The sequence below is a fragment of the Rhodococcus sp. Q genome (assembly GCF_005503035.1).
Taxonomy (GTDB): Bacteria; Actinomycetota; Actinomycetes; order Mycobacteriales; family Mycobacteriaceae; genus Rhodococcus_G.
This window is the reverse complement of the sequence record NZ_SCOY01000014.1, coordinates 50273-74350: the sequence shown is the minus strand read 5'-3', so window position 1 is coordinate 74350 and position 24078 is coordinate 50273. Positions and strand designations below refer to the sequence as shown.

General features: G+C 69.8%; 20 protein-coding genes and 1 pseudogene. 12 read left to right on the top strand and 9 right to left on the bottom strand.

Features of this window, described 5'->3' with window-relative positions; all coding sequences use genetic code 11:
- Positions 1-10: 10 nt before the first annotated feature.
- Complete coding sequence (locus FFS72_RS15200) at positions 11-682, bottom strand: hemerythrin domain-containing protein (RefSeq protein WP_137874719.1); 672 nt, start codon at positions 680-682, stop codon at positions 11-13.
- 132 nt (positions 683-814) lie between these two features.
- On the opposite strand from FFS72_RS15200, the gene FFS72_RS15195 reads away from it, so the two are divergent.
- Together FFS72_RS15195 and FFS72_RS15190 are read left to right on the top strand one after the other, a co-directional pair.
- Positions 815-4159 (top strand): ATP-binding protein, encoded by a 3345-nt coding sequence (locus FFS72_RS15195; RefSeq protein WP_249353330.1) that lies wholly within the window; start codon positions 815-817, stop codon positions 4157-4159.
- A gap of 22 nt (positions 4160-4181) precedes the next feature.
- A complete protein-coding gene (locus FFS72_RS15190; protein WP_137874718.1) occupies positions 4182-6305 on the top strand; it encodes an MMPL family transporter in 2124 nt (707 codons plus the stop codon).
- 53 nt (positions 6306-6358) lie between these two features.
- Here FFS72_RS15190 and FFS72_RS15185 read toward each other — a convergent pair whose 3' ends face one another.
- Entirely contained in the window at positions 6359-7207 is an 849-nt protein-coding gene (locus tag FFS72_RS15185; RefSeq protein WP_171018694.1) for an aldo/keto reductase, read from the bottom strand.
- A 76-nt stretch (positions 7208-7283) separates the two neighbouring features.
- On the opposite strand from FFS72_RS15185, the gene FFS72_RS15180 reads away from it, so the two are divergent.
- A complete protein-coding gene (locus tag FFS72_RS15180) occupies positions 7284-8924 on the top strand; it encodes an ABC-F family ATP-binding cassette domain-containing protein (protein ID WP_137874717.1) in 1641 nt (546 codons plus the stop codon).
- Positions 8925-8929: 5 nt separating this feature from the next.
- Here the strand turns inward: FFS72_RS15180 and FFS72_RS15175 are convergent, their stop codons facing one another.
- The 3 genes from FFS72_RS15175 to FFS72_RS15165 form a co-directional block, all read right to left on the bottom strand.
- On the bottom strand, positions 8930-10108 hold the full coding sequence (locus tag FFS72_RS15175) for a Dyp-type peroxidase (protein WP_137874716.1): 1179 nt from the start codon (positions 10106-10108) through the stop codon (positions 8930-8932).
- Positions 10101-10703 (bottom strand): copper chaperone PCu(A)C, encoded by a 603-nt coding sequence (locus FFS72_RS15170; RefSeq protein WP_137874715.1) that lies wholly within the window; start codon positions 10701-10703, stop codon positions 10101-10103. Before FFS72_RS15170 ends, FFS72_RS15175 begins: the two co-directional genes overlap by 8 nt.
- Before the next feature lie 89 nt (positions 10704-10792).
- A complete protein-coding gene (locus FFS72_RS15165; RefSeq protein WP_137874714.1) occupies positions 10793-11308 on the bottom strand; it encodes a hypothetical protein in 516 nt (171 codons plus the stop codon).
- 97 nt (positions 11309-11405) lie between these two features.
- Between FFS72_RS15165 and FFS72_RS15160 the strand changes: the two genes are divergently transcribed.
- Genes FFS72_RS15160 through FFS72_RS15135 form a run of 6 tightly spaced genes read left to right on the top strand, consistent with a single transcriptional unit; the run spans position 11406 to position 16917 of the window.
- The gene (locus tag FFS72_RS15160; protein WP_050066606.1) at positions 11406-11696 is read left to right on the top strand and encodes a helix-turn-helix transcriptional regulator; all 291 of its coding nucleotides are present in this window, start codon (positions 11406-11408) and stop codon (positions 11694-11696) included.
- A complete protein-coding gene (locus FFS72_RS15155; protein ID WP_137874713.1) occupies positions 11689-12258 on the top strand; it encodes a hypothetical protein in 570 nt (189 codons plus the stop codon). Before FFS72_RS15160 ends, FFS72_RS15155 begins: the two co-directional genes overlap by 8 nt.
- Positions 12255-13154, top strand: a complete 900-nt coding sequence (locus tag FFS72_RS15150) for an ABC transporter ATP-binding protein (RefSeq protein WP_137874712.1) — start codon at positions 12255-12257, stop codon at positions 13152-13154. The genes FFS72_RS15155 and FFS72_RS15150 overlap by 4 nt, the downstream gene beginning before the upstream one ends.
- Positions 13151-14377, top strand: a complete 1227-nt coding sequence (locus FFS72_RS15145) for an ABC transporter permease (protein ID WP_137874711.1) — start codon at positions 13151-13153, stop codon at positions 14375-14377. Before FFS72_RS15150 ends, FFS72_RS15145 begins: the two co-directional genes overlap by 4 nt.
- 9 nt (positions 14378-14386) lie before the next feature.
- On the top strand, positions 14387-15880 hold the full coding sequence (locus FFS72_RS15140) for an acetyl-coenzyme A carboxylase carboxyl transferase subunits beta/alpha (protein ID WP_137874710.1): 1494 nt from the start codon (positions 14387-14389) through the stop codon (positions 15878-15880).
- Positions 15877-16917, top strand: a complete 1041-nt coding sequence (locus tag FFS72_RS15135; protein ID WP_137874709.1) for a hypothetical protein — start codon at positions 15877-15879, stop codon at positions 16915-16917. Before FFS72_RS15140 ends, FFS72_RS15135 begins: the two co-directional genes overlap by 4 nt.
- 41 nt (positions 16918-16958) lie before the next feature.
- Here FFS72_RS15135 and FFS72_RS15130 read toward each other — a convergent pair whose 3' ends face one another.
- Positions 16959-17633 (bottom strand): GOLPH3/VPS74 family protein, encoded by a 675-nt coding sequence (locus FFS72_RS15130; protein ID WP_137874708.1) that lies wholly within the window; start codon positions 17631-17633, stop codon positions 16959-16961.
- 223 nt (positions 17634-17856) lie between these two features.
- On the opposite strand from FFS72_RS15130, the gene FFS72_RS15125 reads away from it, so the two are divergent.
- Genes FFS72_RS15125 through FFS72_RS15115 form a run of 3 tightly spaced genes read left to right on the top strand, consistent with a single transcriptional unit; the run spans position 17857 to position 21825 of the window.
- Positions 17857-19767: a propionyl-CoA synthetase gene (locus FFS72_RS15125; RefSeq protein ID WP_137874707.1), complete on the top strand. Its 1911-nt coding sequence runs from the start codon at positions 17857-17859 to the stop codon at positions 19765-19767.
- 23 nt (positions 19768-19790) lie between these two features.
- On the top strand, positions 19791-20495 hold the full coding sequence (locus FFS72_RS15120) for a response regulator transcription factor (protein WP_137874706.1): 705 nt from the start codon (positions 19791-19793) through the stop codon (positions 20493-20495).
- A 10-nt stretch (positions 20496-20505) separates the two neighbouring features.
- Positions 20506-21825: a sensor histidine kinase gene (locus FFS72_RS15115; protein WP_249353329.1), complete on the top strand. Its 1320-nt coding sequence runs from the start codon at positions 20506-20508 to the stop codon at positions 21823-21825.
- A gap of 78 nt (positions 21826-21903) precedes the next feature.
- Here FFS72_RS15115 and FFS72_RS26795 read toward each other — a convergent pair whose 3' ends face one another.
- The 3 genes and pseudogenes from FFS72_RS26795 to FFS72_RS15105 form a co-directional block, all read right to left on the bottom strand.
- Positions 21904-22272, bottom strand: a complete 369-nt coding sequence (locus tag FFS72_RS26795; RefSeq protein ID WP_249353341.1) for an FKBP-type peptidyl-prolyl cis-trans isomerase — start codon at positions 22270-22272, stop codon at positions 21904-21906.
- Positions 22273-22629 (bottom strand): annotated as a pseudogene (locus FFS72_RS26790) (FKBP-type peptidyl-prolyl cis-trans isomerase); the annotation flags it as partial.
- A 6-nt stretch (positions 22630-22635) separates the two neighbouring features.
- Positions 22636-23934: a citrate synthase gene (locus tag FFS72_RS15105; protein WP_084734396.1), complete on the bottom strand. Its 1299-nt coding sequence runs from the start codon at positions 23932-23934 to the stop codon at positions 22636-22638.
- Positions 23935-24078: the final 144 nt, after the last annotated feature.

Here is a 24078-nt window from a genome sequence, read left to right as displayed (position 1 = left end):
GCCACTCCGATCACGCCGGGTTGCGTCCGAAGATCTCCCGGTACTCCTTCGCGAACGCGCGCTTCCCGACAAGCCGCCACGCGATCCGCGCCGCCAGCGGCGCTTCGGACAGCACCCGGCGGCGCTGGTCCGGCGTCGCGCCGAGCAGCAGGAATCCGAGGAGGATCAGCTGACGGTTGGCAGGCACCGACCCGCGCCCGCGCTCACCGAGCTGCTCCCATTCGGCCACCGTCATGTTCGCCTCCGCCAACGGAAGGATGTGCGCCTCTTCCTCACGCAGGTGCTCGTCGAGCGCCGTGAACAGCGCGGACACCGTCGACGCCCAGGCCTCGCCGTCGCTGCGCGACGCCGACAGTTCGAAGGCGGCGGCCCGGGTTCCCGCGCGGTCGAGGAGCTCACCGATCCGCTCGTGCTGCTCCTCCATCCGCAGCACCAGTGCGTGATCGGTCGGGACACGGTCGAGCAGCAGCGGCCACATCAGCTCGTCCTCACCGGTGTGGTGATGGTGCAGGCCGGTGGCGATCTCGGTCTGGAACTCGACGAGCCGGCGGGCCCGCGCGGTGTCGCCCTCGGGGACGGCGCGGATCAACTCGGGCAGGCTGCCGAACGCGTGCCTGAAGATGTTGTGGGCGAGGATCATGTCCCCGGTGTCCGGGCGGTCTGTCGCGGTGAGGGTGCTCATGGTGTGCCTCCAGGGTCGGATACTGGCGGGTCTGGGTTCTGCTGACGGGATTCACGATCACCCGACGCACTTGTGACGCTCTTGCACCCGACTTGGACCGCACTCGGACCCGTCCGCACCTAAAGTTGTGCAGTGCACATACGGGTGTTGGGCTCGATGGATGCGGACGCCTCGAGCTACGGGGAAACCGAGGGCGGGTCACTCGACCTCGGTGGTCCCCGGCAACGCGGTGTCCTGGCGCTGCTGCTGATCGCGCGCGGCTCGGTGGTGTCCGTCGACAGGCTCATCGACGACCTGTGGCACGGCGAACCGCCGCCGCGCGCCCTCGGCGCACTGCAGGCGTACGTATCGAACCTGCGTCGCGCGCTCGAGCCGGGACGCGCACCCCGATCGGCGGCATCGGTGCTGGTCAGCAAGGCCCCCGGCTACTGCGTCGTCCTCGGCTCCGAGGACGTCGACGCATGGCGGTTCGAGGCGCTGCTACGCGCCGCCGATGGGCATGCGCCTGCGGAGAGGCGCCGACTGCTCGAGGAATCGCTCGGTCTGTGGCGCGGGACGGCGTACGCCGAGTTCGCCTCCCACGACTGGGCGGCACCGGAGGTGGCACGCCTCGACGAACTGCGGCTCGTCGCCCACGAACGACTGGCGTCGGCGATGCTCGACACCGGCGATCCGGCGGGCGCCGTCGCGGAGGCGGGCGCGCTGACGCGGGTGCATCCGTTGCGGGAGGAGAGCTGGCGGCTGCTCGCGCTGGGCCTGCATGCGAGCGGCAGGCAGGCGGACGCGCTGGCCGCGCTGCGCCGGGCCCGCGGCATCCTGGCGGACGAACTCGGCCTCGACCCCGGCGCCGCCCTGCAGCAGCTGGAATCGGATCTGCTGGCGCAGCGGCTGCCGCAGCCCCAGGTGAACGCGCAGCCGGTCCGGACTCCCGCTGCGCCGCCGGCGCCCGCACCGGCCCCGCGCCCCGCGGATCGAGTGTTCGTCGGCAGGCGCACCGAGCTCGGCACCCTGGTCGCGGTGGCAGCCGAGGTGTCGGACCGAGCCCGGGTCGCACTGGTGTCCGCCGAGGCGGGCGGCGGGAAAACCGAACTGCTGCTGCGCTTTCGCGCCGAACTCGACGGCACGCGCGTACTCGTCGGCCGATGCCCCGAAGCCGAGGGTGCGCCGCCCGCATGGGCGTGGGTGGAGATCCTGCGTGCGCTGGCGGCCGAGGTCGATCCCGGTCCGCTCGCGGCGGCGCTGGCTCCGCTGCTCGACGACGCGGCGATGGCGGCCTCGTTGACCACCGAGGCCGGCGGGTCGTCGTCGGCACACGGCCGCTTCCTCCTGCACCGCGCCGTCACCGACTACCTCGCACTCGCCCAGCGGGACCGGCCGTTGGCGCTGTTCCTCGACGACCTGCACCGCGCGGACGCGGAGACCCTGGCGCTGGTGACGCGGGTCGCGGAGTCGGTGCCGGTGCTGCTGGTGGCCGCCTACCGGCCGGACGAGACCGACGCGAACCTGGAATCGACGTTGGCGGCACTGGCGCCGCTGACACCCGAACGGATCCGGCTCGTCGGGCTGTCCACGGCGGACGCGGCGGCCCTGGTGCGGGAGGTGACGGGTGCGGACGCCGACGACGCGACGGTGCGCGCCCTGACCGAGCGGACCGGCGGCAACCCCTTCTACCTGCGCGAGAGTGCGCGTCTGCTCGGCAGTGAGGGTGAGCTCGTCGCGACCTCCGACGTCCCAGACGGTGTCCGTGACGTCCTGCGCAGGCGGTTCGCACGGCTCCCCGAAGTCGCGGTGTCGGTGCTGCGGCTGATCGCGGTGGTCGGCAGACAGGCCGACATCGAGGTCCTGTTACGGGCCGTGGAACTCGACGAGAACGAGACCCTCGATGCCGTCGAGGCGGGTGTCGTCGCCGGACTGCTCGACGAGCCGGACCCGTCGACCGTCCGGTTCACCCACGCGCTGGTCCGCGACGTCCTCCTCGGGGATCTGTCGCAGGTGCGCCGTGCGCGCTGGCACCTGCGGGTCGCCGAAGCCGTGGAGGAGGTCCATCCCCAGGACGCATCGGCGTTGGCGCACCACTTCGGGGCGGCGCTGTCGTCGGGCACGGCCCGCCGCGCCGCGGACCACGCGCTCGACGCGGCCCGGCAGGCGGAGGCCCGTTTCGCGCACGACGCGGCCGCCCTGCACTACGAGCAGGCGCTGGCCGCGATGGACCGACTGCCCCCGAAGGACCGACTGCCCGGCGGCGACGTCGACGAGCGGGTCGACACGCTGGCCCGACTCGGACGCAGCCACCTCGTGAACGGTGCGGCCGCGCCCGCCCGCGAGACCCGCGACCGGGCCCTGTCCGTGGCCGAGGCGGCGGGACGCGACGATCTGATCGTCCGGTCCCTGACGGCGTGGGACACGCCGACGCCCTGGATCAACCGGCCGTACGGGCTGATCGACACGAGGGTCGTCGCGGCGATCGAGCGGGCGTTGACGCTGCCGAACCTGACCGACGAGCAGCGGTGTCGGCTGCTGGTGATCCTCGTCGACGAGGTGTACGGGGAGGACGACGCACGCACCGAGTCGGCAAGTGCGGAGGCGGAGGAACTGGCACGGCAGCACGGCGATCCGAACCTGCTCGGTCTGGCGCTGAACTCGCGGATCGAGCTGCGGCACGGCGCACTTCCCGTCGAGGTCCGGGCCGCGATCGGGGCCGAGATGATCACCCTCGGCGCGGACGAGGACCGGGCGGCGTTCGCACTGATCGGCAACTATTCCGCACTCCAGATCGCTTGCGCACGAGGCGACTTCGACACCGGACGACGGCACCTCGAGCACAACGAAGCCCTCGCGAAGCGGTACCGCTGGAAGCAGGCGCAGGCGTCGAATTCGATGGTGCACGGAATGCTCGCGCACGCGTCCGGTGATCTCGAGGCCGCCGAGGAGATGTACCTGCAGGCCCATCGGGAGTTCCGGGGACACGGCGAGATCGACGCCGACGGCATCCTGCTCCTCGCGCTGTTCTCGCTGCGGGTGACGCAGGGGCGGACCGGCGAGTTCGAGGAGATGATCCTGGCGCTCGACACGGCTGCAACGGACGTGATCGTCGACCCACTCACCATCGCGCTCGCCGCCAACGGCAAGGCAGCCGAGGCGCCGCCCCTGCGGGTGGGTTTGCGGCCCGTCCGATCCGACTTCTTCCACGGGTTCCTCCTGACGCAGCGGGGCATCGCGGTCGCGGCCCTGGGGTCGAGGGAGGAGGCCGCGCACCTGCACCCGCAACTGGCGCAGTACTCCGGTCAGCTCGGCGGCGCCGACACCGGCTCGTTCACGATGGGACCCGTCGACACGGTGCTCGCGGACCTGGAGCTGCTGCTGGGGCGCCCGGAGGAGGCTGTCGTCCATCTGACGGCGGCGGAGGAACTGGCACGTCGGTGCGGGTGCCCGCAGTGGATCGACGCGGCACGAAGTCGACTCCAAGTCGTCCACTAGCGGCAGGCCTGACCGTGGTGCCATGAGCACCTTCCTGTATCGCGTCGGTTCGGCCGGCGCCGCGCATCCCTGGCGCATCCTGTCCCTCTGGGCGGCGATCCTCGCGACCGCCGCGACGCTGGCCGTCGTCGCGGGCGGCGAGACCCGCGACGACTACGACATCCCCGGGCTCGCGTCGACGCCGGGCACGCACCTGCTCGTCGACCGGTTCCCGGAGATGTCCGGAACGGACGCGCGGGTGGTCGTGCACTCCCCCGACGGCGCCGTGCCCGCAGCGGAACTGTCGTCGCTCGGCGAACGCCTCGCCGAGCTTCCCGGTGTGGGGTTCGTGGCGCCGCCGCGCCTGTCCGACGGCGGCGACACCGCGATCCTCGACGTCCGGTACTCGATCCCCGTCACCGACTTCACCGGATCCGAGGGCACCGACCCGCTCGAGGCCGCCGCGGCGGACACCCGCGCCGCAGGCCTCCAGGTGGAGTTCGGCGGCGAGGTCCACGAGAACAACTCCGCTCCGTCCGGTTCCGCGGAGCTGATCGGCATCGGAGTCGCGCTGCTGATCCTCGTGTTCGCGTTCGGCTCCGTGGTCGCGGCGGGCCTGCCGCTGCTGGTCGCGTTGACCGGCGTCGGGGTCGGCGGCGCGCTGATCACCGTGACTGCGGCCGTCACCGACGTCAGCACGATCGCGCCGACCATCGCGACCATGGTCGGGATCGGTGTCGGCATCGACTACGCGTTGCTGCTGGTGACGCGCTACGCCGACGGTCTGCGTGACGGGATGACGCCGCGGGAGGCCGCCGGCTACGCCAACGGGACCGCAGGCGTGTCCGTGGTGTTCGCGGGGTCGACGGTCCTGGTGTCGCTGTTCGGGCTGCGACTGGCCGGCCTGCCCGTGTACTCGTCGTTCGGGTACGCGACGTTCCTGACGGTCGGGGCGGTGATGCTGGCGGCGATCACCCTCGTGCCCGCACTGTGCGGACTGGCCGGACATCGCGTACTCGGACGCCAGAGGCGCGGCGTGCTGGGACGCCGGGGTCGTGCGCCCCGGCCGCGAGCAGCACGGGAGCCGCTGACCGCCCGTTGGGCGCGTCGGGTGGGCCGCCGCCCGTGGCCGTGGGCCGTCGGCGCGCTGCTCCTGCTCCTGCTGCTCGCGGCGCCGGTGCTGCAGATGCGGACGTGGCCGCAGGACGCAGGCAGCGCACCCACCTCGAACACCATCCGCGTCGCCCACGACCTGATGGCCGACGAATTCGGACCCGGGGCGAACGGTCCCCTCCTCGTCGCGGTCGACACGGGCGGCGGGGCCGACCCGGCGGCCGTCGCCGCGACGCTGAGCCAGGATCCCGGCATCGCCCGGGTGACGCCGCCGATCGTCAACGCGGACGGCACTGCCGCCGTCGTCACCGCCGAGCCGACGACGGCTCCGCAGGACGAGGCGACGACCGACACCGTGCACCGCCTGCGCGGCGCACTGCCGGACGGCGTCCACGTCACCGGCGTGACCGCTGCCTTCGTCGACATCTCCGCCCGACTCGCGGAGCGACTGTGGCTGGTCGTCGGAGTCGTCGTCGCCATGTCGGTGGCACTGCTGACCGTCGTGTTCCGGGCGCCCGTGGTCGCGGTCAAGGCGGCGGCGATGAACCTGCTGTCCGTCGCTGCGACCTACGGGGTGATGGTGGCCGTGTTCCAGTGGGGTTGGGGTGCAACCGCTCTCGGACTGCCCGGCCAGACCCCCGTGTCGAGTTGGGTGCCGATCCTCATGTTCACGATCCTGTTCGGCCTGTCCATGGACTACGAGGTGTTCCTGCTGTCCCGGGTCCGTGAAATGTGGCTCCGCAGCGGCGATCCGCACGGCTCGGTGGTGCAGGGTCTCGCCGCGACGGGACGCGTCATCACCAGCGCCGCCGCCGTCATGATCGCCGTGTTCACCGGCTTCGCGCTCGACGCGAACGTCACCGTGAAGATGCTGGGCGTCGGCCTCGCCGTCGCCGTCCTCATCGACGTCACGATCGTGCGGATGGTCCTCGTGCCCGCGACGATGGCGCTCCTCGGCCGGTTCAACTGGTGGGCGCCCGGCTGGTTGGAGCGGACGTTGCCGAACCTCGACGTCGAGGGCGGCGCCACCGAGAAACGCCTCGCAAGGGTGTGACCCGAACGCCGAAGCGCCGCCGACCCCTCGGTCGACGGCGCCTCCGGTGGTGCTCAGACGTCGAAGGTGTCCGGATCGGGGCCGAGCCGGTTGCCGACGTCGAGGCTCGCGATGGCGGCGAGATCGTCGGTGTCCAGTGCGAAGTCGAACACCTCGAAATTCTGCCGAATCCGGTGCGGCGTCACGGACTTCGGGATCACGACGTTGCCGAGCTGCAGGTGCCAGCGCAGCACGACCTGTGCCGTCGACCGCTGGTGCTTCTCTGCGATCCGGGCGAGGACCGGATCGTCGAGCAGGCCCCGGCCCTGACCGAGCGGCGACCACGCCTCGGTGACGATGCCGAGTTCCTGATGCAGGGCCCGCAATTCGGGCTGCGCGAAATCGGGGTGCACCTCGATCTGGTTGATCACCGGGGTGACGCCCGTGTCGTCGATGATGGTGCGCAACTGGGCGGGCTGGAAGTTGGAGACGCCGATCGACGTGACGCGGCCGTCGGCCTTCAACTCCGTCAGTGCCCGCCAGATCTCGCGGTAGTCGTCCCGCACGGCGCGCGGCCAGTGGATCAGGTACAGGTCGAGGTGGTCGAGGCCGAGCCGGTCGAGCGAGGCGTCGAACTCGAAGAAGACGGAGTCACGGGTCCACGGCTGGGTCTTGCCGTTCCACAGCTTGGTGGTGACGAACAGTTCGTCACGCGGCACGCCGGACGCGGCGATCGCCCGCCCGGTGCCCACCTCGTTGCCGTAGATCGCGGCGGTGTCGATGCTGCGGTATCCGATGCTCAGGGCACTGGTCACCGCGGTGAAGGTCTCGTCATCGGGAACCTGCCACACGCCGAACCCCACCTGGGGGATGGTGTTGCCGTCATTGAGCGGCACGTTCGGGACTGGGCTCACAGATGTCATGCAACGCTCCAACCACATCGAACCGGCGATTGTTCCCGCTGCGGGCGGTCACCGCGGCGACTGAGACAATCACCTCATGAGCGCCACCCTCCACGCCGACGACGTCTCCGCCGCTCGCGGCGAACGCACCCTGTTCACCGGTCTCGATCTCGTGGTCGCGCCCGGGGACGTGATCGGCCTGGTCGGAGCCAACGGCGCAGGCAAGTCCACCCTGCTGTCCATCCTCTCCGGCGACACCACCGCCGACGTCGAGGGCACCGTCTCCCTCAGCCCGCCGGACGCGACCGTCGGGCACCTCGTCCAGGAACCCGAACGGATCCCCGGCGAAACCGTCGAGGCGTACCTCGGTCGCCGCACCGGCGTCACCGCCGCCGAGACCGAGATGAACGCGTCCGCCGAAACGCTGACCGAGCCGGGCGGCGACGACCGGTACGCGCACGCGCTGGAACGCTGGCTCGCGCTCGGCGGCGCCGACCTGCACGAGCGGGCCGGACAGGTCCTCGACGACCTGGGCCTCACCGCGGGACTGGACGCCGAGATGACGGCACTGTCCGGTGGGCAGGCCGCGCGGGTCGGGCTGGCGGCGCTGCTGCTGTCCCGATACGACGTCCTGCTGCTCGACGAGCCGACCAACGACCTCGACCTCGACGGCCTCGAACGCCTGGAACGGTTCGTCGCCGAGACGCGCACGGGCGTCGTGGTGGTCAGCCACGACCGGGAGTTCCTGGCGCGCACCGTCACCGGGATCGTCGAACTCGACCTCGCACAACAGCAGATCGCCGTGTACGACGGCAGTTACGAGTCGTATCTGGCGGAACGAGCCGTCGCCCGCAGGCACGCCAGGGAACGGTACGAGGAGTACGCCGACACCCTCTCGGGCCTCGAGGCGCGGGCGCAGATGCAACGCAACTGGCTCGAGCACGGCGTCCGCAACAACCGCCGCAAGGCCAAGGGTGCCGACTCCGACAAGATGGGACGCAAGGCACGCGCCGAGTCCACGGAGAAGCAGGCCGCGAAAGCCCGTCAGACGCAACGCCGCATCGAACGCCTCGACGTCGTCGATGAGCCCCGCAAGGAGTGGGAACTGCGGATGGAGATCGCCGACGCACCCCGCAGCGGCGCCGTCGTCGCGACACTGTCCGGTGCCGTTGTTCAGCGTGAAACGTTCCGGCTCGGCCCGATCCACACCCAGATCGACTGGGGTGACCGCATTCTCGTCACCGGACCGAACGGCTCCGGCAAGTCGACGCTGCTGAGTGTGCTGCTCGGGCGCCTCAGCCCCGATGAGGGCACCGCGACACTGGGCTCCGGCGTCGCGGTCGGCGAGGTCGATCAGGCCCGCGGACTGTTCGAGGGCGATCAGCCGCTCGCCGAAGCGTTCGGCGCGCAGGTCCCCGAGTGGCCCGACGCCGACGTCCGCACCCTGCTCGCCAAGTTCGGTCTCAAGGGGCACCACGTTCTACGCCCGGCGAATTCGCTCTCGCCCGGTGAGCGCACCCGCGCCGCACTCGCCCTGCTCCAGGCCCGCGGCGTGAACCTGCTGGTGCTCGACGAGCCCACCAACCACCTCGACCTGCCCGCGATCGAACAGCTCGAGCAGGCGATGGAGTCGTACAACGGGACGCTGCTCCTCGTCACCCACGACCGGCGGATGCTGGACACGATGCGCAGCACCCGCCGGTGGCGGATGGACGGCGGGCACCTCACCGAGGAGTGAGGCGCCTACCCGAGGAGCGACTGACCCAGGTACTCGCCCTCGCGGCAGCCCGGCGGGACGGCGAACACCGCCGACCCGACAGGCGTCGACCACGTGTTGAACAGGTCCGCATCCGACAGGCGTTGCTGCACGGGGACGAACTGCGCGACCGGATCCGCCTGGTACGACACGAAGATCAGCCCCGAGTCCGACACCTCGTCCCCGGCGGGGGCGTCGTCGTAGTTGTACGACCGTCGATGGAAGCGCTGACTCGGGTCGAGAGACCGGGACAGCGCGATGTGCGAGTTCGGCGCGATCACCGTGAACCCGCCCGAGCCGATCGCACCGAAGTCCGGTTCGTCGTGTTCGGCGTTCCCCGTCAGCGGCGCCCCGTCGGACAGTCGTCGGCCCATGACGATCTCGCGTCCCGGGCGGTCCAACTCGTCCCAGGCGTCGAGGTCGAGCCGGATCCGGCGAACGACCACCGACGTCCCGCCCGCGAGCGGCCCGTCGGTGTTCCAGACGAGGCCGTCGAAGTCCGCGGTTCCGCCTTGCGGATTGACGGTCCCGTCTACCTGCCCCATGAGGTTGCGCATCGTGGTGCCCTCGGGCTCACTGCCGCGAGCCCGTCGGAACCCGCGTTGCGTCCACCGCACCGTCGCCGTCGTCCGCGACCCCTTGAGCAGGACACGCAGGGCGTGCGCCACGGTCACCGGGTCGTCGGATCCGACCTGCAGCAGCAGATCGCCATCGTTCCAGCGGGATTCGAGTCGGTCGACCGCGAACGGCGGCAGCGGAGCGAGCCAGGACGGCCGCCGGTCCTCGACACCGGCCACCGTGAACACGCGCGGCCCGAACCCGACGGTGACCGTGAGCCGGGCCGGGGTCGGTGCGAGCTCGGGTTCGGTGTCGGCGAGCGCGGGTCGCCCCTCGGTCAACCGTGCGGCGTCGTCGGTCCACACCCGCAGCAGCCGGATGATCGCGTCACGGTCCGTGTCGGGCCGCAGATCGAGCGCGACGAACGTGGTGTGCGCGGGCGGAGTCGTCGCGACACCTGCCTGATGCTCTCCGTGGAACGGCACCGTTTCCGGCGTCGCCGCGGACGCGGTCCGGTCGACGGCGGACGCCGCGCCCCACCCGAGCGCGGCACCCCCGACGGCCAGTGCACCGCCACCGAGCAGTCGGCGGCGACTCAGATCAGCCACCGGTGTGGCCGTTCATGTCGCCGCTGTGCTCGGCCATGTCGCCACCGTGCTCGGCCATGTTGCCACCGTGCTCGGTCGCTTCACCGCTGCTCTCGGAGTAGTTCTCCTGGGCGCCGGAGAAGTCCCGCACCTGCGCGTGGACGTCGGTGGTACTGCCGTCGGAGAACGTCAGCGTCATCGACAGCTGATCGCCCGCCTTCAGCGGCGAGCTGAGGTCGAACAGCATCACGTGCTCGCCGCCCGGCTGCAGGACGCTGTCTCCGCCTGCGGGGATCTCGACGCCGCCCTCCTTCTCGCGCATCGACATCGAACCCGATCCGTCGGACGCCATCTCGTGCAGTTCGGCCCGCGGCGAGACGTCGGTGGTGACCGCGGTGAGAGTCACCGGCGATCCCGCACTGTTGGAGAGGGTGCCGAACACGGCGGTCATGCTGCCGGCCTCGGCGGCCTTGCCCCAGGCGTCGGTGAGGGTCACGGAGTCGGCGGCGGGCGCGGCGCCCGAGTCGTCCGCGGAGCAGCCGACGAGTGCGGCCCCCAGGCAGAGCGCGGTACCGCCGGCGAGCAGTGCGTTGCGAAAGCGGTGTGTCGTCATCATGATTCGGTTGTCCTTCAAGGCTGGGTTGGCGCACGAGGGTGCGCGGGATCGACGCACCGCAGTGTCGGGGCGCCGGAGTCGGTCGGAGTTCAGCCGAGGACGGGTGGACCGCGCCGGGGCGCGCAGGTGCGGCAGAGAACGGTCGCGAGGGATCGGACGGCGACGGGAGCGGGCGCGACCGCGACACCGCCCACGGCTCGGACCGGGGTGAGCAGGACCGCGACAACCGACCGCACGGCAGCCGCGGCGGCCGGTCCGACGCGTTCGGCCGCGACGATGAGCAGTCCGCAGAGTGTGATCGCGATGCCGTGGGCGGCGAGCATGGCCGGCGCCACGGTGAGGTGGTGGCCCGCTCCGACCGTGAGGGCGAGGTGCGCGGTGACCTGCCCCACAGCGAGAAGCACCGGCACCGCGGCGACTCGGCGCTGGAACACGGGTACGGCGGTCACGACGGACGCGAGGACGACGGCAACACCGACCAGCAGAAGGATGCTGGATTCGGTGGGGACTCCACCACCAGCAGCGCCGTGCGCGGCGACCGCAAGCGCCGCGGTGGTCGCGCCGACCGCACCACCGCGCACCCGAGCCGAGTCCGTGACGTGCACACACCGACGCTACTACACGACGTCGTACCGCTTCGACGCCGTCTCGGCAATTCGAACAACTTGACGGATTGTTGGGTTTTCACAACACTCGGGTGGCATGAGTCCGGTTCGACGCGGGGAATCCCGCCCCATCCACAACCGCATCGCGGTCCTGCGGGCGGAGCGTTCCCTGAGCCGAGCACGACTCGCGGAACTGATCGAGGTGAACCCACAGACGGTCGGCGCACTCGAACGCGGCGACCACTACCCCAGCCTGGACCTCGCACTGCGCATCTGCGAGGTCTTCGGACTCCCCGTCGAGGCGGTGTTCTCGCGCACCGAGTTCACACCCCTCTCGACCGAGTACTACCGACAGGGCCGACCGGAGGGAGACGATCGACATGCCTGAGCAGACCCTCTTCGAGCGCTACCAGCGGCACCGCGCGCGGCGCTTTCTCGTCAGATCCGAGAAGACCGAGACGATGCTGCCGCGGTGGCGCACCCGATCCCGGCGCCGAATCCTCGTCGTCGCGCTCGGTGTCACCTTCGTCCTGATGCTCACCATCGGCGTTCTCTGCCACTTCTTCGAGCGCGCTCCGCTGCTGTGGTTGCCCGCCTGTCTGGTGTTCTTCCCGATCTGGATCTCGCTGTCGATCGTGTCGGGGCGACTCGGCGATGCGCCCGCCGACGCCCTTGACGAGTGGGAGATACAGCAGCGCAACGCCGCACGGTCCATCGGCCTGAGCATCACCCAGTGGCTGGTGATGATCCCGGTCACCTACCTGGTCGTCGGCAGCAGTGTCACCGACGGCAGCCACACCACCATGGCGTACGCGGGTGGACTGCTCACCCTCACCACCCTGCTGATCGGCGGCTGCTCCCCCACCATGATCCTCGCGTGGAGCCGCCCCGACCCGTATCCCGACCAATCACACCCGACGACCGACAACGATCGCCTGGAGGCACCGTGAGTTCGAACACCCTTGCCATCGAACACATCTCGAAACGCTACGGGGACGTGGTCGCGCTCGACGACCTCAGCTTCGACGTCCGACCCGGTGAGATCTTCGGGTTCGTCGGATCGAACGGCGCAGGCAAGACCACCACGATGCGCATCGCACTCGGCGTCCTGGCCGCCGACTCCGGGCAGGTGCTGCTCGGAGGACGACCCGTCGATCTGGACGTCCGCCGCACCATTGGATACATGCCCGAGGAGCGGGGGCTGTATCCGAAGATGAAAGTGGGAGAACAGCTCTCCTACCTCGCCGAGCTGCACGGCCTGTCCCGCCGGGACGCGAGGGCCGCCGTCACCCATTGGACCGAGCGCCTCGGCATCTCCGAACGCGTCGGCGACACCGTCGACTCGCTCAGCCTCGGCAACCAGCAACGCGTCCAACTCGCAGCCGCGCTGGTGCACGACCCGGCTGTGTTGGTGCTCGACGAGCCGTTCTCGGGCCTCGACCCCGTCGCCGTCGACGTCATGAGCGCGGTGCTCGCCGAGAAGGCGGACACCGGCGTCCCGGTGATCTTCTCGAGTCACCAGCTCGACCTCGTCCAGCGACTGTGCCACCGCGTCGGCATCATCGCAGGCGGACGTATGAAGGCGATCGGCACCGTCGACGAACTCCGCGGAGTCGGGACACCGCGACTGGTGGTGCACGCTCCCGACGCGCCCGTCGGCTGGGCCGACCACCTGCACGGCGTGCGCACCGTCGAGCACGCCGACGGACACACGGTGCTCGAACTCGACGATCCGGCATCCGACCAGGACGTGCTGACGGCGGCTCTGAAAACCGGCCCGGTACACGAATTCTCGCTACGCCGACCGTCCCTGACCGAACTGTTCCGAGAGGTCGTCACCGCATGAGCACCACACTGGACCGCAGGCCGGACGCCGGCCGCCCCTCGGTGGGAACCCTCCGCGCAGTCGCGCTGGTGGCACGCCGCGAATTCCGCACCCAGGTACGGAAGAAGAGCTTTCTCGTCAGCAACCTCATCATCCTGATCGCCATCATCGGCGGCATCATCGGCTACTCCGTCTTCTCCGGCGGTGACGACGTCACCCGATCGGCCATCGGCCTGGTCGGTGACCAATCCCTGACCAGCACACTCGAATCCACCGGAAAGCAGGTCGGCACCGAGGTCGAGGTGACCGACCTCGACGAGGCGACCGCGCGGGCACAGGTCGAGTCCGGCGACCTCGACGTCGCCCTGATCCCCGCCGACGACGGGTCCGCCGTCGCCGTCACCGAATCCGAACTCGACGCGGGCCTGCGCACCGTCCTCGACGTCGCCGTCGCCGCGCAGGCCCAGCAGCGTGCGCTCGAAGCCGAAGGCGTCGACGTCGCGCAGCTGGGTGCCACGACGTCCGCGGCCGTCGTCACCGTCGACGCGATCGACCCACCCGATCCCGAGCAGGGGCAGCGCGTCGCCCTGTCCGTGACCGCGGTGATCCTGCTGTACATGCAGATCCTCGGCTTCGGCATGTACGTCGCGATGGGCGTCGTCGAGGAGAAGTCCAGCCGGGTCGTCGAACTGCTGCTCTCCACCGTCCGCCCGCTGCAACTGCTGTGGGGCAAGATCCTCGGCATCGGCGCCGTCGGACTGCTGCAGCTCGCCGCCTACGGTGTCGCGGGCGTGGGAACGGCCCTCGCCACCGGCGTTCTCACCGTCACCGGGACGGCGCTGGCGGTACTCGCGGGCACCCTCGGCTGGTTCGTTCTCGGGTTCGTCTTCTTCGCCGCCCTCTACGCCGCCGCCGGGTCGATGGTGTCGCGGCAGGAAGACGTCAACTCCACCGCCATGCCACTCATGCTGCTCATCATGGCGATGTTCTTCACCGCGTTCTCCGCTGTCGGTAACCCCGACGGCACCATCAGCACCGTGATGAGCTGGATCCCGCCGTTCTCCGCCATCCTGATGCCGCTGCGGATCGCCGCGGGGGTGGCGAGCCCGGGCCAGATCGTCGGCACGGTCGTGCTGATGCTCGCCGCGACCGCTGCCGCCTCGCTCGCGGCGGCGAAGATCTACCAGCGGTCGATCCTGCGCGTCGGCAAGACGGTCTCATGGAAGGAGGCGCTCGGCAGATAGGGTCGGCACATGCCCGCGCGACTGTCCGCCAGCGACGTCCTCGACCTGGTCCTCGACGCCGACAGCTACCGGTCCTGGGACACCGCGCCCGTCGAGGTACCCGCAGACCCGGAGTATCGCGCCGACCTCGACGCCGCCCGTGCCAAGACGGGCCTCGACGAGTCCGTCGTGACCGGCGAGGGAACCGTTCGAGGCCGACGCGTCGCGGTGATCGCCTGCGAATTCGGCTTCCTCGCCGGATCGATCGGGGTCGCCGCCGCCGAGCGGATCGTCACAGCCGTCGAACGCGCCACCGCGGAAGGGTTGCCGCTGTTGGCGTCCCCGACCTCGGGCGGCACCCGCATGCAGGAGGGCACCCTCGCATTCGTGCAGATGGTCAAGATCGCCGCGGCCGTGTCCGTGCACAAGGCGAACGGGCTGCCCTATCTCGTGTACCTGCGGCATCCCACCACCGGCGGGGTGTTCGCGTCCTGGGGGTCGCTCGGACACGTCACGGTCGCGGAACCGGGCGCGCTCGTCGGTTTCCTCGGTCCCCGCGTGTACCAGGCGCTGTACGGCGAGAAGTTCCCCGACGGCGTGCAGACCGCCGAGAACCTCTACGCCAACGGCGTCATCGACGGCGTGGCGGCACCGGAGTCGTTGCGGCATCTGGTTCCCCGCACGCTGCGCGTGATGACGGGAGAAGCGGACGAGTACGTCGACGCCCACCCGGAACCGGTCGACATACCGGACATCCCGGCGTGGCAGTCGGTGATGCTGTCCCGGCGCACCGACCGACCCGGAATCCGGCAACTGCTCCGCCACGCCGCGACCGAACAGGTTCCGCTGTCGGGCACCGGGCAGGGCGAGGCCGACAAGACAGTGCTCGTGTCTCTCGCACGGTTCCGTGGGCAGCCGTGTGTGCTGTTCGGCCAGGACCGCAGCGGTCAGTCCCCCGAGACCACGATGGGCCCGGGCGCGCTGCGCGAGGCGCGGCGTGCGATGAAACTCGCGGAGGAACTGGGCATTCCACTGGTGTCGGTGATCGACACCCTGGGCGCCTCACTGTCGAAGGAAGCCGAGGAACGCGGCCTCGCACCCGAGATCGCCCGCTGCCTCGCCGATCTCGTCACCCTGAACACCCCCACCGTCTCGGTGCTGCTCGGTCAGGGCACCGGTGGCGGCGCGCTCGCGCTGCTACCCGCCGATCGGGTGCTCGCAGCCCAGAACGGTTGGCTCGCACCACTCCCCCCGGAAGGCGCCAGTGCGATCGTGCACCGTGACACCTCCCAGGCACCGAGGATGGCCGAAGCGCAGGGCATCCGGTCCCTCGACCTCCTCCGGGACGGCGTGATCGACGCGATCATCCCCGAACGACCGGACGCCGCCGACGAACCGATCGAGTTCTCCAAACGGGTCGGTGCGGCCATCGCCCGCGAACTCGCTGATCTCAGGGCCCTGGTACCCGACCGCCGATACGAGGCCCGCACCACCCGGTACCGGAAGCTGGGACTGCCACGATGACCACGACAGCGGCCGTCCGCGAACACGATTCGAGCGCACTCGCCCGAGTCGACCTGTTCCTGGTGGCCGCTGCCGCGACCGTCCTGATCACCCGCGCCTACCTCGCCGCGACCGGCTACCCGCAGATCGGCAGCGGCCCACTGCACATCGCGCACGTCCTGTGGGGCGGACTGTTGATGGCGTCGGCGCTCGTGGCCGTCGAGATCGCCACCGACAGCCGGGTACGCGTGCTCGCCGCCGTGGCAGGCGGCATCGGATTCGGCCTGTTCGTCGACGAGATCGGCAAGTTCGTCACCTCCGACGTCAACTACTTCTTCCAACCCGCGATCGCACTGATCTACACGGTGTTCGTCCTGTTCTATCTCGTTGCTCGCGAGGCGATCGCCCGTGTCGGACTACCCGACCACCGTCGCATCGCGATCGCGGCCACCGCGGTCACGGACCTGGCGCTCGGCCATCTCGACGACGTCCGGCGCCGGGCCGCACTCGGTGTACTGGGCGGTGTCCGCGACCCGGGGCTCACCGGCACGGCCGCTGCCCTCCGTGCGGCACTCGACGCCGAGGACCTCCCACAGCTCGGCGTCGGCTCGCGAATCGTCCGGGCACGCAACACCGTGACCCGACGCGCCGAGACCGTTCTCGGCCACCGCGTCGTGCGCCGGATCGTGCTGGCGCTGTTCGTGATCCAGGCCGTCCTGACGGTCGTCTCGGTGATCGTGGCTCTGCTCGGAGTCAACGACAGCGAGATCGACGACATGTCGGACCTGGTCGTGACGGTGTCGAGCATGGTGTCCGGGGCCCTCGCCGCGGCCGGGCTGTGGTTCCTGGTCCGCGGCCCCTACCTGCGCGCGCTGCGTCTGCTGCGCGCATCGGTCGTCGTCACCCTCCTCGTGACGCAAGTGTTCCTGTTCGCGCAGGAACAGTGGGGCGCCCTGACCGGTTTCGTCGTGGCGGTCGTGATGTTCGAGTGTGTGCGCGTCGCCATCCGGATCGAGGAGGACGCAGCGTCGCAGGACCGTGAGCAGCAGGGCCTCTGAGGATCACCCGCCGCGGCTGTCACGCCGATCGGGAGAAGGGCCTAGCTTCCGCCCGCGGCGACGGCAGGCACGACGACGACCGCGATGATCGCCGCATTCACCGACTCCACCGCATGACGCACCGCGACCCCGGCCCAGTCGCCGCCCGCGATCTCCTTGGCGCGCCGGCGAACAGCCTTCTTCTTCTCGTCCGGGAACACCTTCGGTGCGGCATCGACCGCCGACAGCAGCGAGATCAGTGCCGCGGTCCGCGGATCAGGGTCGCCGCCGTCGACGAGCGCGGCCCGCAGCTTCGCCCGAACCACCCGCTCGTGGGCGTCGTCGACGGACGGCCACGTCTTCGTCGGGAAGATGCCGAGCACCTTGCCCTTCGCCTCGTGCACCCAACCCCGCTCGACGATCCTGCCGAGCACCGCCTCCCGCAGGTTCTTCCCGAGCTTCTCGATCGCCGCCTCCGGCTTCATCGGCTTCGACCCCCGCAGCTGCGCCACCGCGTGCGCCAGGATCGGATCCAGCGGCGCCGTCCGGTTCCGCAACACCAGGCGGCCCTTCTTCACCTCGCCGGTCCCGTCGGACGGCTCGACGACACCGTCGAGTGTCAGGTCCAGCAGCACCGCACCGGCCAGCACCCGAGGCAACGTGTATCCCTCGACCAGGGGCTTCCCGGTCTCGTCGTCCAGCAGGAGCAGCAGCAGATCCTCGGCGAGAAGCGTCATGCCACCACCCTAGAGGGCAGGCCCCTCACCCCTCACGCACCAGCGACCCCATGCCGACGACGTCTCGTCAGGGCCGCCCGTCACCCGTTCACCGACGAACGGATGCCGTCCGGCGCAGCCCACGCCTGGACGGGGCATGTGGTGACGCCCATCACCTAGGGTGTTTGTCGTGCACGTCACAACGTGCAGGAATGCTGCGCGCCGGAACGAGAGGACTCAGTCGATGACGTCAGCCGAGCATGCCGAGGGCACCTACGCGAACGCCTTTCGGGAGAGCATCGAGCAGCCGGACCGGTTCTGGCTGCAGGCTGCCGACGCCGTCGACTGGATCACCGCGCCGACGAAAGCCCTCGACGACTCCGCAGCTCCGATGTACCGCTGGTTCCCGGATGCGCGGGTCAACACCTGCTTCAACGCCCTCGACCGGCACGTCGCGGCGGGGCGAGGCGACCAGGCCGCACTGATCTACGACTCCGCGATGCTCGGCACCACCCGCACGTACACGTACTCGGATCTGCTCGGGGAGGTCTCGCGCTTCGCGGGCGTGCTCGCCGCGCAGGGCGTCACCGCGGGTGACCGGGTCATCGTCTACATGCCGATGATCCCCGAGGCCGCTGTCGCGATGCTCGCGTGCGCCCGCATCGGTGCCGTGCACTCCGTCGTGTTCGGCGGGTTCGCGGCCGCCGAGCTCGCCGCCCGCATCGACGACGCGCAGCCCACTGCCCTGATCACGGCGTCCGGTGGTCTCGAACCGGGCCGCACCATCGAATACCTGCCGATCGTCGAGCGTGCCCTCGGCCTCACCGACAACGCCCCCGGCACGATCATCGTCAAGAATCGCGAGCAGATCCCCGGCAGCGCCGCCGACCACGACGGCTGGCTCGACTGGGACGCCGCGACCGCGGACGCCGAGCCCTCCGACTGCGTACCCGTCGCGGCCACGGACCCGCTGTACATCCTCTACACCTCCGGGACCACCGGGAAGCCGAAGGGCGTGGTCCGTGACAACGGCGGGCACGCGGTCGCGCTGGCCTGGTCCATGCGCAACATCTACGACATCGGCCCCGGCCAGGTGATGTGGACGGCGTCCGACGTCGGCTGGGTCGTCGGCCACTCCTACATCGTGTACGGCCCACTGCTCGTCGGGGCGACGACCGTCCTCTACGAAGGGAAGCCCGTCGGTACCCCCGATGCGGGCGCCTTCTGGCGCATCGTCGAACAACACAAGGTGCGGGCACTGTTCACCGCGCCCACCGCAATCCGTGCCATCCGGAAGGTCGACCCGGAAGCAGCCGAACTCGCGAAGTACGACACCTCGACGTTGACGACGCTGTTCGCGGCCGGTGAGCGCCTTGACCCCGACACCTACGAGTGGGCGACCGCGAAGCTCGGCATTCCCGTGATCGACCACTGGTGGCAGACCGAAACCGGGTGGGCCATCTGCGCCAACCTGCGCGGCCTCGAGCCGATGCCGATCAAGGCCGGCTCACCGACGGTGGCGGTGCCCGGCTACCGCGTGCAGATCGTCGACGGTGCGGGCACCGAAGTCGCGGCGGGCACCGAAGGCAACATCGTCATCAAGTTGCCGCTGCCGCCCGGCACCCTCGCCGGCCTGTGGCGCGACGAGGACCGGTACGTGAAGTCGTACCTGTCGACCTTCCCCGGCTACTACCTCACCGGCGACTCCGGGTACATCGACGCCGACGGGTACGTGTTCGTGCTCGGCCGCAGCGACGACGTCATCAACGTGGCAGGTCACCGGCTGTCCACGGGCTCGATGGAAGCCGTCGTCGCGCAGCATGCGGCGATCGCGGAATGCGCCGTCGTCGGCATCAAGGACGATCTCAAGGGACAGCGGCCCAGCGGTTACGTGGTGCTCAAGGCGGGTGCCGACATCGACCACGAGGTGCTGCGCACCGAACTGGTCGCGATGGTCCGGGACCAGATCGGTGCCGTCGCCACGTTCCGCGACGTCACCGTCGTACAGGCGCTGCCGAAGACGCGATCCGGCAAGATCCTCCGCAAGACGATGCGGCAGATCGCCGACCACGAGGACTACACGGTGCCGTCGACGATCGAAGACCCCGCGGTCCTCGACGCGCTCGCGAAACTCCTCGGCCCCGAAGCCGGGTGACAGCGTGCAGGCACAATAGCCAGGTGACCGACACCGCTTCCGCCACTCTCCTCGTCGTCGACGACGACGAGGACGTGCTCTCGTCCCTGCGCAGGGGGCTGCGCCTGTCCGGGTTCACCATCCTCACCGCGGCCAACGGTGCCCAGGCCCTGACCATGGTCGCCGAGCGTTCCCCCGACGCGGTCGTACTGGACATGAACATGCCGGTCCTCGACGGCGCGAGCGTGGTGACCGCACTGCGCGCGATGGGCAACGACATCCCGATCTGCGTTCTCAGCGCCCGCTCGTCGGTGGACGACCGGGTGGCAGGTCTCGAGGCCGGCGCCGACGACTACCTGGTGAAGCCGTTCGTGCTCGCCGAGCTCGTCGCCCGGATCAACGCCATGCTGCGCAGGCGCGCGGCCCCCGCGCCGCCGCAGCCTCCGGGCAGCGTCACCGTCGGACTCCTCACTCTCGATCTCCCGGGCCGCCGGGCCACCCTCGACGGCAACGAGATCGATCTCACCAAAAGGGAATTCGAACTTCTCGCGATCCTGGTGCGCAACAGCGGTGTGGTGCTGAGTCGGGAGCGACTGCTGGAACTGGTGTGGGGTTACGACTTCGTCGCGGACACCAATGTCGTGGACGTCTTCGTCGGCTACCTGCGCCGCAAACTCGAAGCGCACGGCCATGCCCGCATCCTGCACACGGTTCGGGGAGTCGGTTTCGTGCTCCGCGAACCGGCGTGAGGCTCGCATCGTGAGTCGGCGGCGTTCGTACTCGCTGCGTGCGCGTGTCGCGGCGGCCGCAGCCCTCGGCGCCGCCGTCATCGTCGTCCTGCTCGGCATCTTCGTCTCGCTCGCGATCTCCCGGAACAACATGGCGCAGTTGGACCGCCGACTCGACACCGCGTCGAGTGTCCTGGTGGCGAACATCGCGACCGCGGCATCGTTCCTGCCGACCTTCGGCGACGGCGGCGCGTTCGCGATCACCATCCGTTCCACCGGAACCGGTGACGTCATCGCCAGCACCCCGACGAAACTGCCCGTCACCGAGGCAGGCGCCAGCACTGTCGACGTCGACGGCGTCGACTACCGGGTCTCCACGTCCCCGATACCGAACTCGCCGATGCTGATGTCGCTGGCGGTACCCGCGTCGGAGGCCCGGGACATCACGACCGACCAGCGCAAGTGGGTGCTGATCGCCGGCGCGTTCGCCGTCGCCGCGGCCACCGTCCTCGGCTGGTTCTTCGGTGGCCGCGCCGTGCGGCCGATCGTGCGGCTCACCCACCAGATCGCCCGTGACGCACCGCAACCCGCCAAAGTGTCGGGTGTGCGGGAGGCGGAGGAACTGGCGTTGGCCATCGAGAAGATGCTCGGCCGGATCGCTCAGGCACAGGGTCGAACAGAGCAGGCCTTGGAAACGGCACGCGACTTCGCGGCGGCGTCCGCACATGAACTACGGACCCCGCTGACCGCGATGCGTACCGACATCGAGGTGCTGTCCACACTCGAACTCGACGCGACGCAGCGGGCCGAGATCCTCGCCGACCTGGCGCGAACCCAGGGCCGCGTCGAGTCCACGCTGTCCGCGCTCGAACGGCTCGCGTCCGGCGAACTGTCCAGCGACAGCGACCACGTCGCGACGGATCTGGCCGAATTGTGCGACGCGGCAGCGCACGACGCGCAGCGTCAGCACCCGAATCTGCGGGTGCGGGTCGAAGCCGAACCGTCGCTGGTGATCCTCGGTCTGCCCGCGGGCATGCGCCTGGCGGTGGACAACGCGACGTCGAACGCGGTGCGGCACGGCGGTGCAACGGAAATCGTGCTCGCCGTGCAGCGGCGGACGGACGGCACCGTCCGGCTCACGGTGGACGACAACGGGTGCGGCATCCCGGAAGCCGAACGTGAGGTGGTCTTCGAGCGGTTCCGGCGGGGATCCCACGCCGCAGCGGGTGGCTCGGGTCTCGGTCTGTCCCTCGTCGAGCAGCAGGCCCAATTGCACGGCGGCCGTGCCTGGTTCGAGGACAGCAACCTCGGCGGCACCCGACTGGTGTTCGAGTTCCCGGCTCGCGCCTGACGCAGCACCCGCCCGACAGCTCCCCGGACGAAAAAGGGCCCGCATCGTATGCGATGCGGGCCCTCGTTCGGGAAATCTCTAGTTGGTGCCGAGCAGGTCGATGATGAAGACCAGCGTCTTGCCACCGAGCGGATGCCCGGAACCTGCGGCGCCGTACGCCAGCTCCGGCGGCACCGTCAGCTTGCGGCGTCCGCCGACCTTCATGCCGGGGATGCCCTCCTGCCAACCGGGAATGAGTCGGGGAAGCGGGAACTTCACCGAGTCGCCCCGCTGGAACGAGGAGTCGAACACGGCGTTCGTGTCGAACTCGACACCGTGGTAGTGCACGTCCACGACGCCACCGGGCTGCGCCTCCGCGCCGTCACCGACGGTGATGTCCTCGATCACGAGCTCCGTCGGCGCGGGACCCGTGGCCGGCTCCACCTCGGGGACCGGCGGAGGAACCACGACATCGAGCAGGTCGATGACGAAGATCAGCGTCTTCCCGGACAGCTGGTGGCCCGAGCCCGCGGGACCGTAGGCCAGCTCCGGCGGGATGACCAGCTTGCGGCGTCCGCCGACCTTCATGCCGGGGATGCCCTCCTGCCAGCCGGCGATCAGACCGGCGAGCGGGAAGGTGATGGATTCGCCACGCAGGAACGAGGAGTCGAACACCTCGCCGCTCTCGAGCTCGACGCCGTGGTAGTTCACCTCGACCTTCGAACCGGGGGTCGCCTCGGCACCGTGACCGACGGTGATGTCCTCGGCCACCAGTTCGGTGGGGGCCGGACCGTCCCAGGGCTCGATCTCGGGGGCGTTGCTCATGAGTGACTACCTGCTTCCCAGGTCGACGAAGTTGCGCTCGGTGTAGCCGGTGTAGATCTGACGCGGACGGCCGATCTTGGTGGCCGGATCCTCGTGCATCTCACGCCAGTGCGCGATCCAGCCGGGCAGCCGGCCCATCGCGAACAGCACGGTGAACATGCGCGTCGGGAATCCCATCGCGCGGTAGATCAGACCCGTGTAGAAGTCGACGTTCGGGTACAGCTTGCGCTCGATGAAGTACTCGTCGGTCAGCGCGGCCTCTTCCAGCGCCTTCGCGATGTCGAGCAGCTCGTCGTCGCCGCCGAGCTTCGAGAGGATCGTGTCCGCCGCCTTCTTGACCAGCGCGGCGCGCGGATCGTAGTTGCGGTAGACGCGGTGCCCGAAGCCCATGAGCTTCACGCCGTCTTCCTTGTTCTTGACCTTGCGGACGAACTCCTTGACGTCGCCGCCGCTCGCCTTGATCTCGTCGAGCATCTCGAGCACGGCCTGGTTGGCGCCGCCGTGCAGCGGACCCCACAGGGCGTTGATGCCCGCGGACACCGACGTGAACAGGTTGGCGTCCGACGAACCGACCATCCGGACCGTCGACGTCGAGCAGTTCTGCTCGTGGTCGGCGTGCAGGATCAGCAGCATGTCGAGGGCCTTGGCGATCTCGGGATCGACCTCGTACGGCTCGGCCGGGAAGCCGAACGTCATACGCAGGAAGTTCTCCACGAGAGACAGGGAGTTGTCCGGGTACAGGAACGGCTGCCCGACGGACTTCTTGTACGCGTAGGCCGCGATCGTCGGCATCTTCGCGAGCAGACGGGTGGTGGACAGCTCCACCTGCTCCGGGTCGTCCGGGTCGAGCGAGTCCTGGTAGTACGCCGACAGGGCGTTCACCGCGGAGGACAGCACCGGCATCGGGTGCGCGTTGCGCGGGAAGCCGTCGAAGAACCGCTTGAGGTCCTCGTGCAGCAGCGTGTGCCGCTGAATGCGGGTGGTGAACGCCGCCAGCTCGTCGGTGGTCGGGAGCTCACCGTAGATCAGCAGGTAGCTGACCTCGATGAACGTGGAGTTCTCCGCCAGCTGCTCGATCGGGTATCCGCGGTAACGCAGGATGCCCTTGTCGCCGTCGATGTAGGTGATCGCCGACTTGGTGGAGGCGGTGTTGACGAATCCGGGATCGAGGGTGGTGTACCCCGTCGCGGAAAGGAGCTTACCCAGCTCGATACCGTCGTTGCCTTCGGTTGCTTTGGCAATCGACATCGAGTGTGCGCCACCCGGGTAGCTGAGTGTGGGCGTGGTGTCATCGACAGCGGGCACGGAGGATCCCTCTCAAACTCGAGGCTTTGCGAGTTGCAAAAGTCAGTCGATAAGAGAACCTAGTCGCAGTCGCCCACAGCCGCCCAGGGCGGGTCGTCGTTTTCGCCGGTTCGTACCGTAACGAAATCCGCTGACCTGGCGATC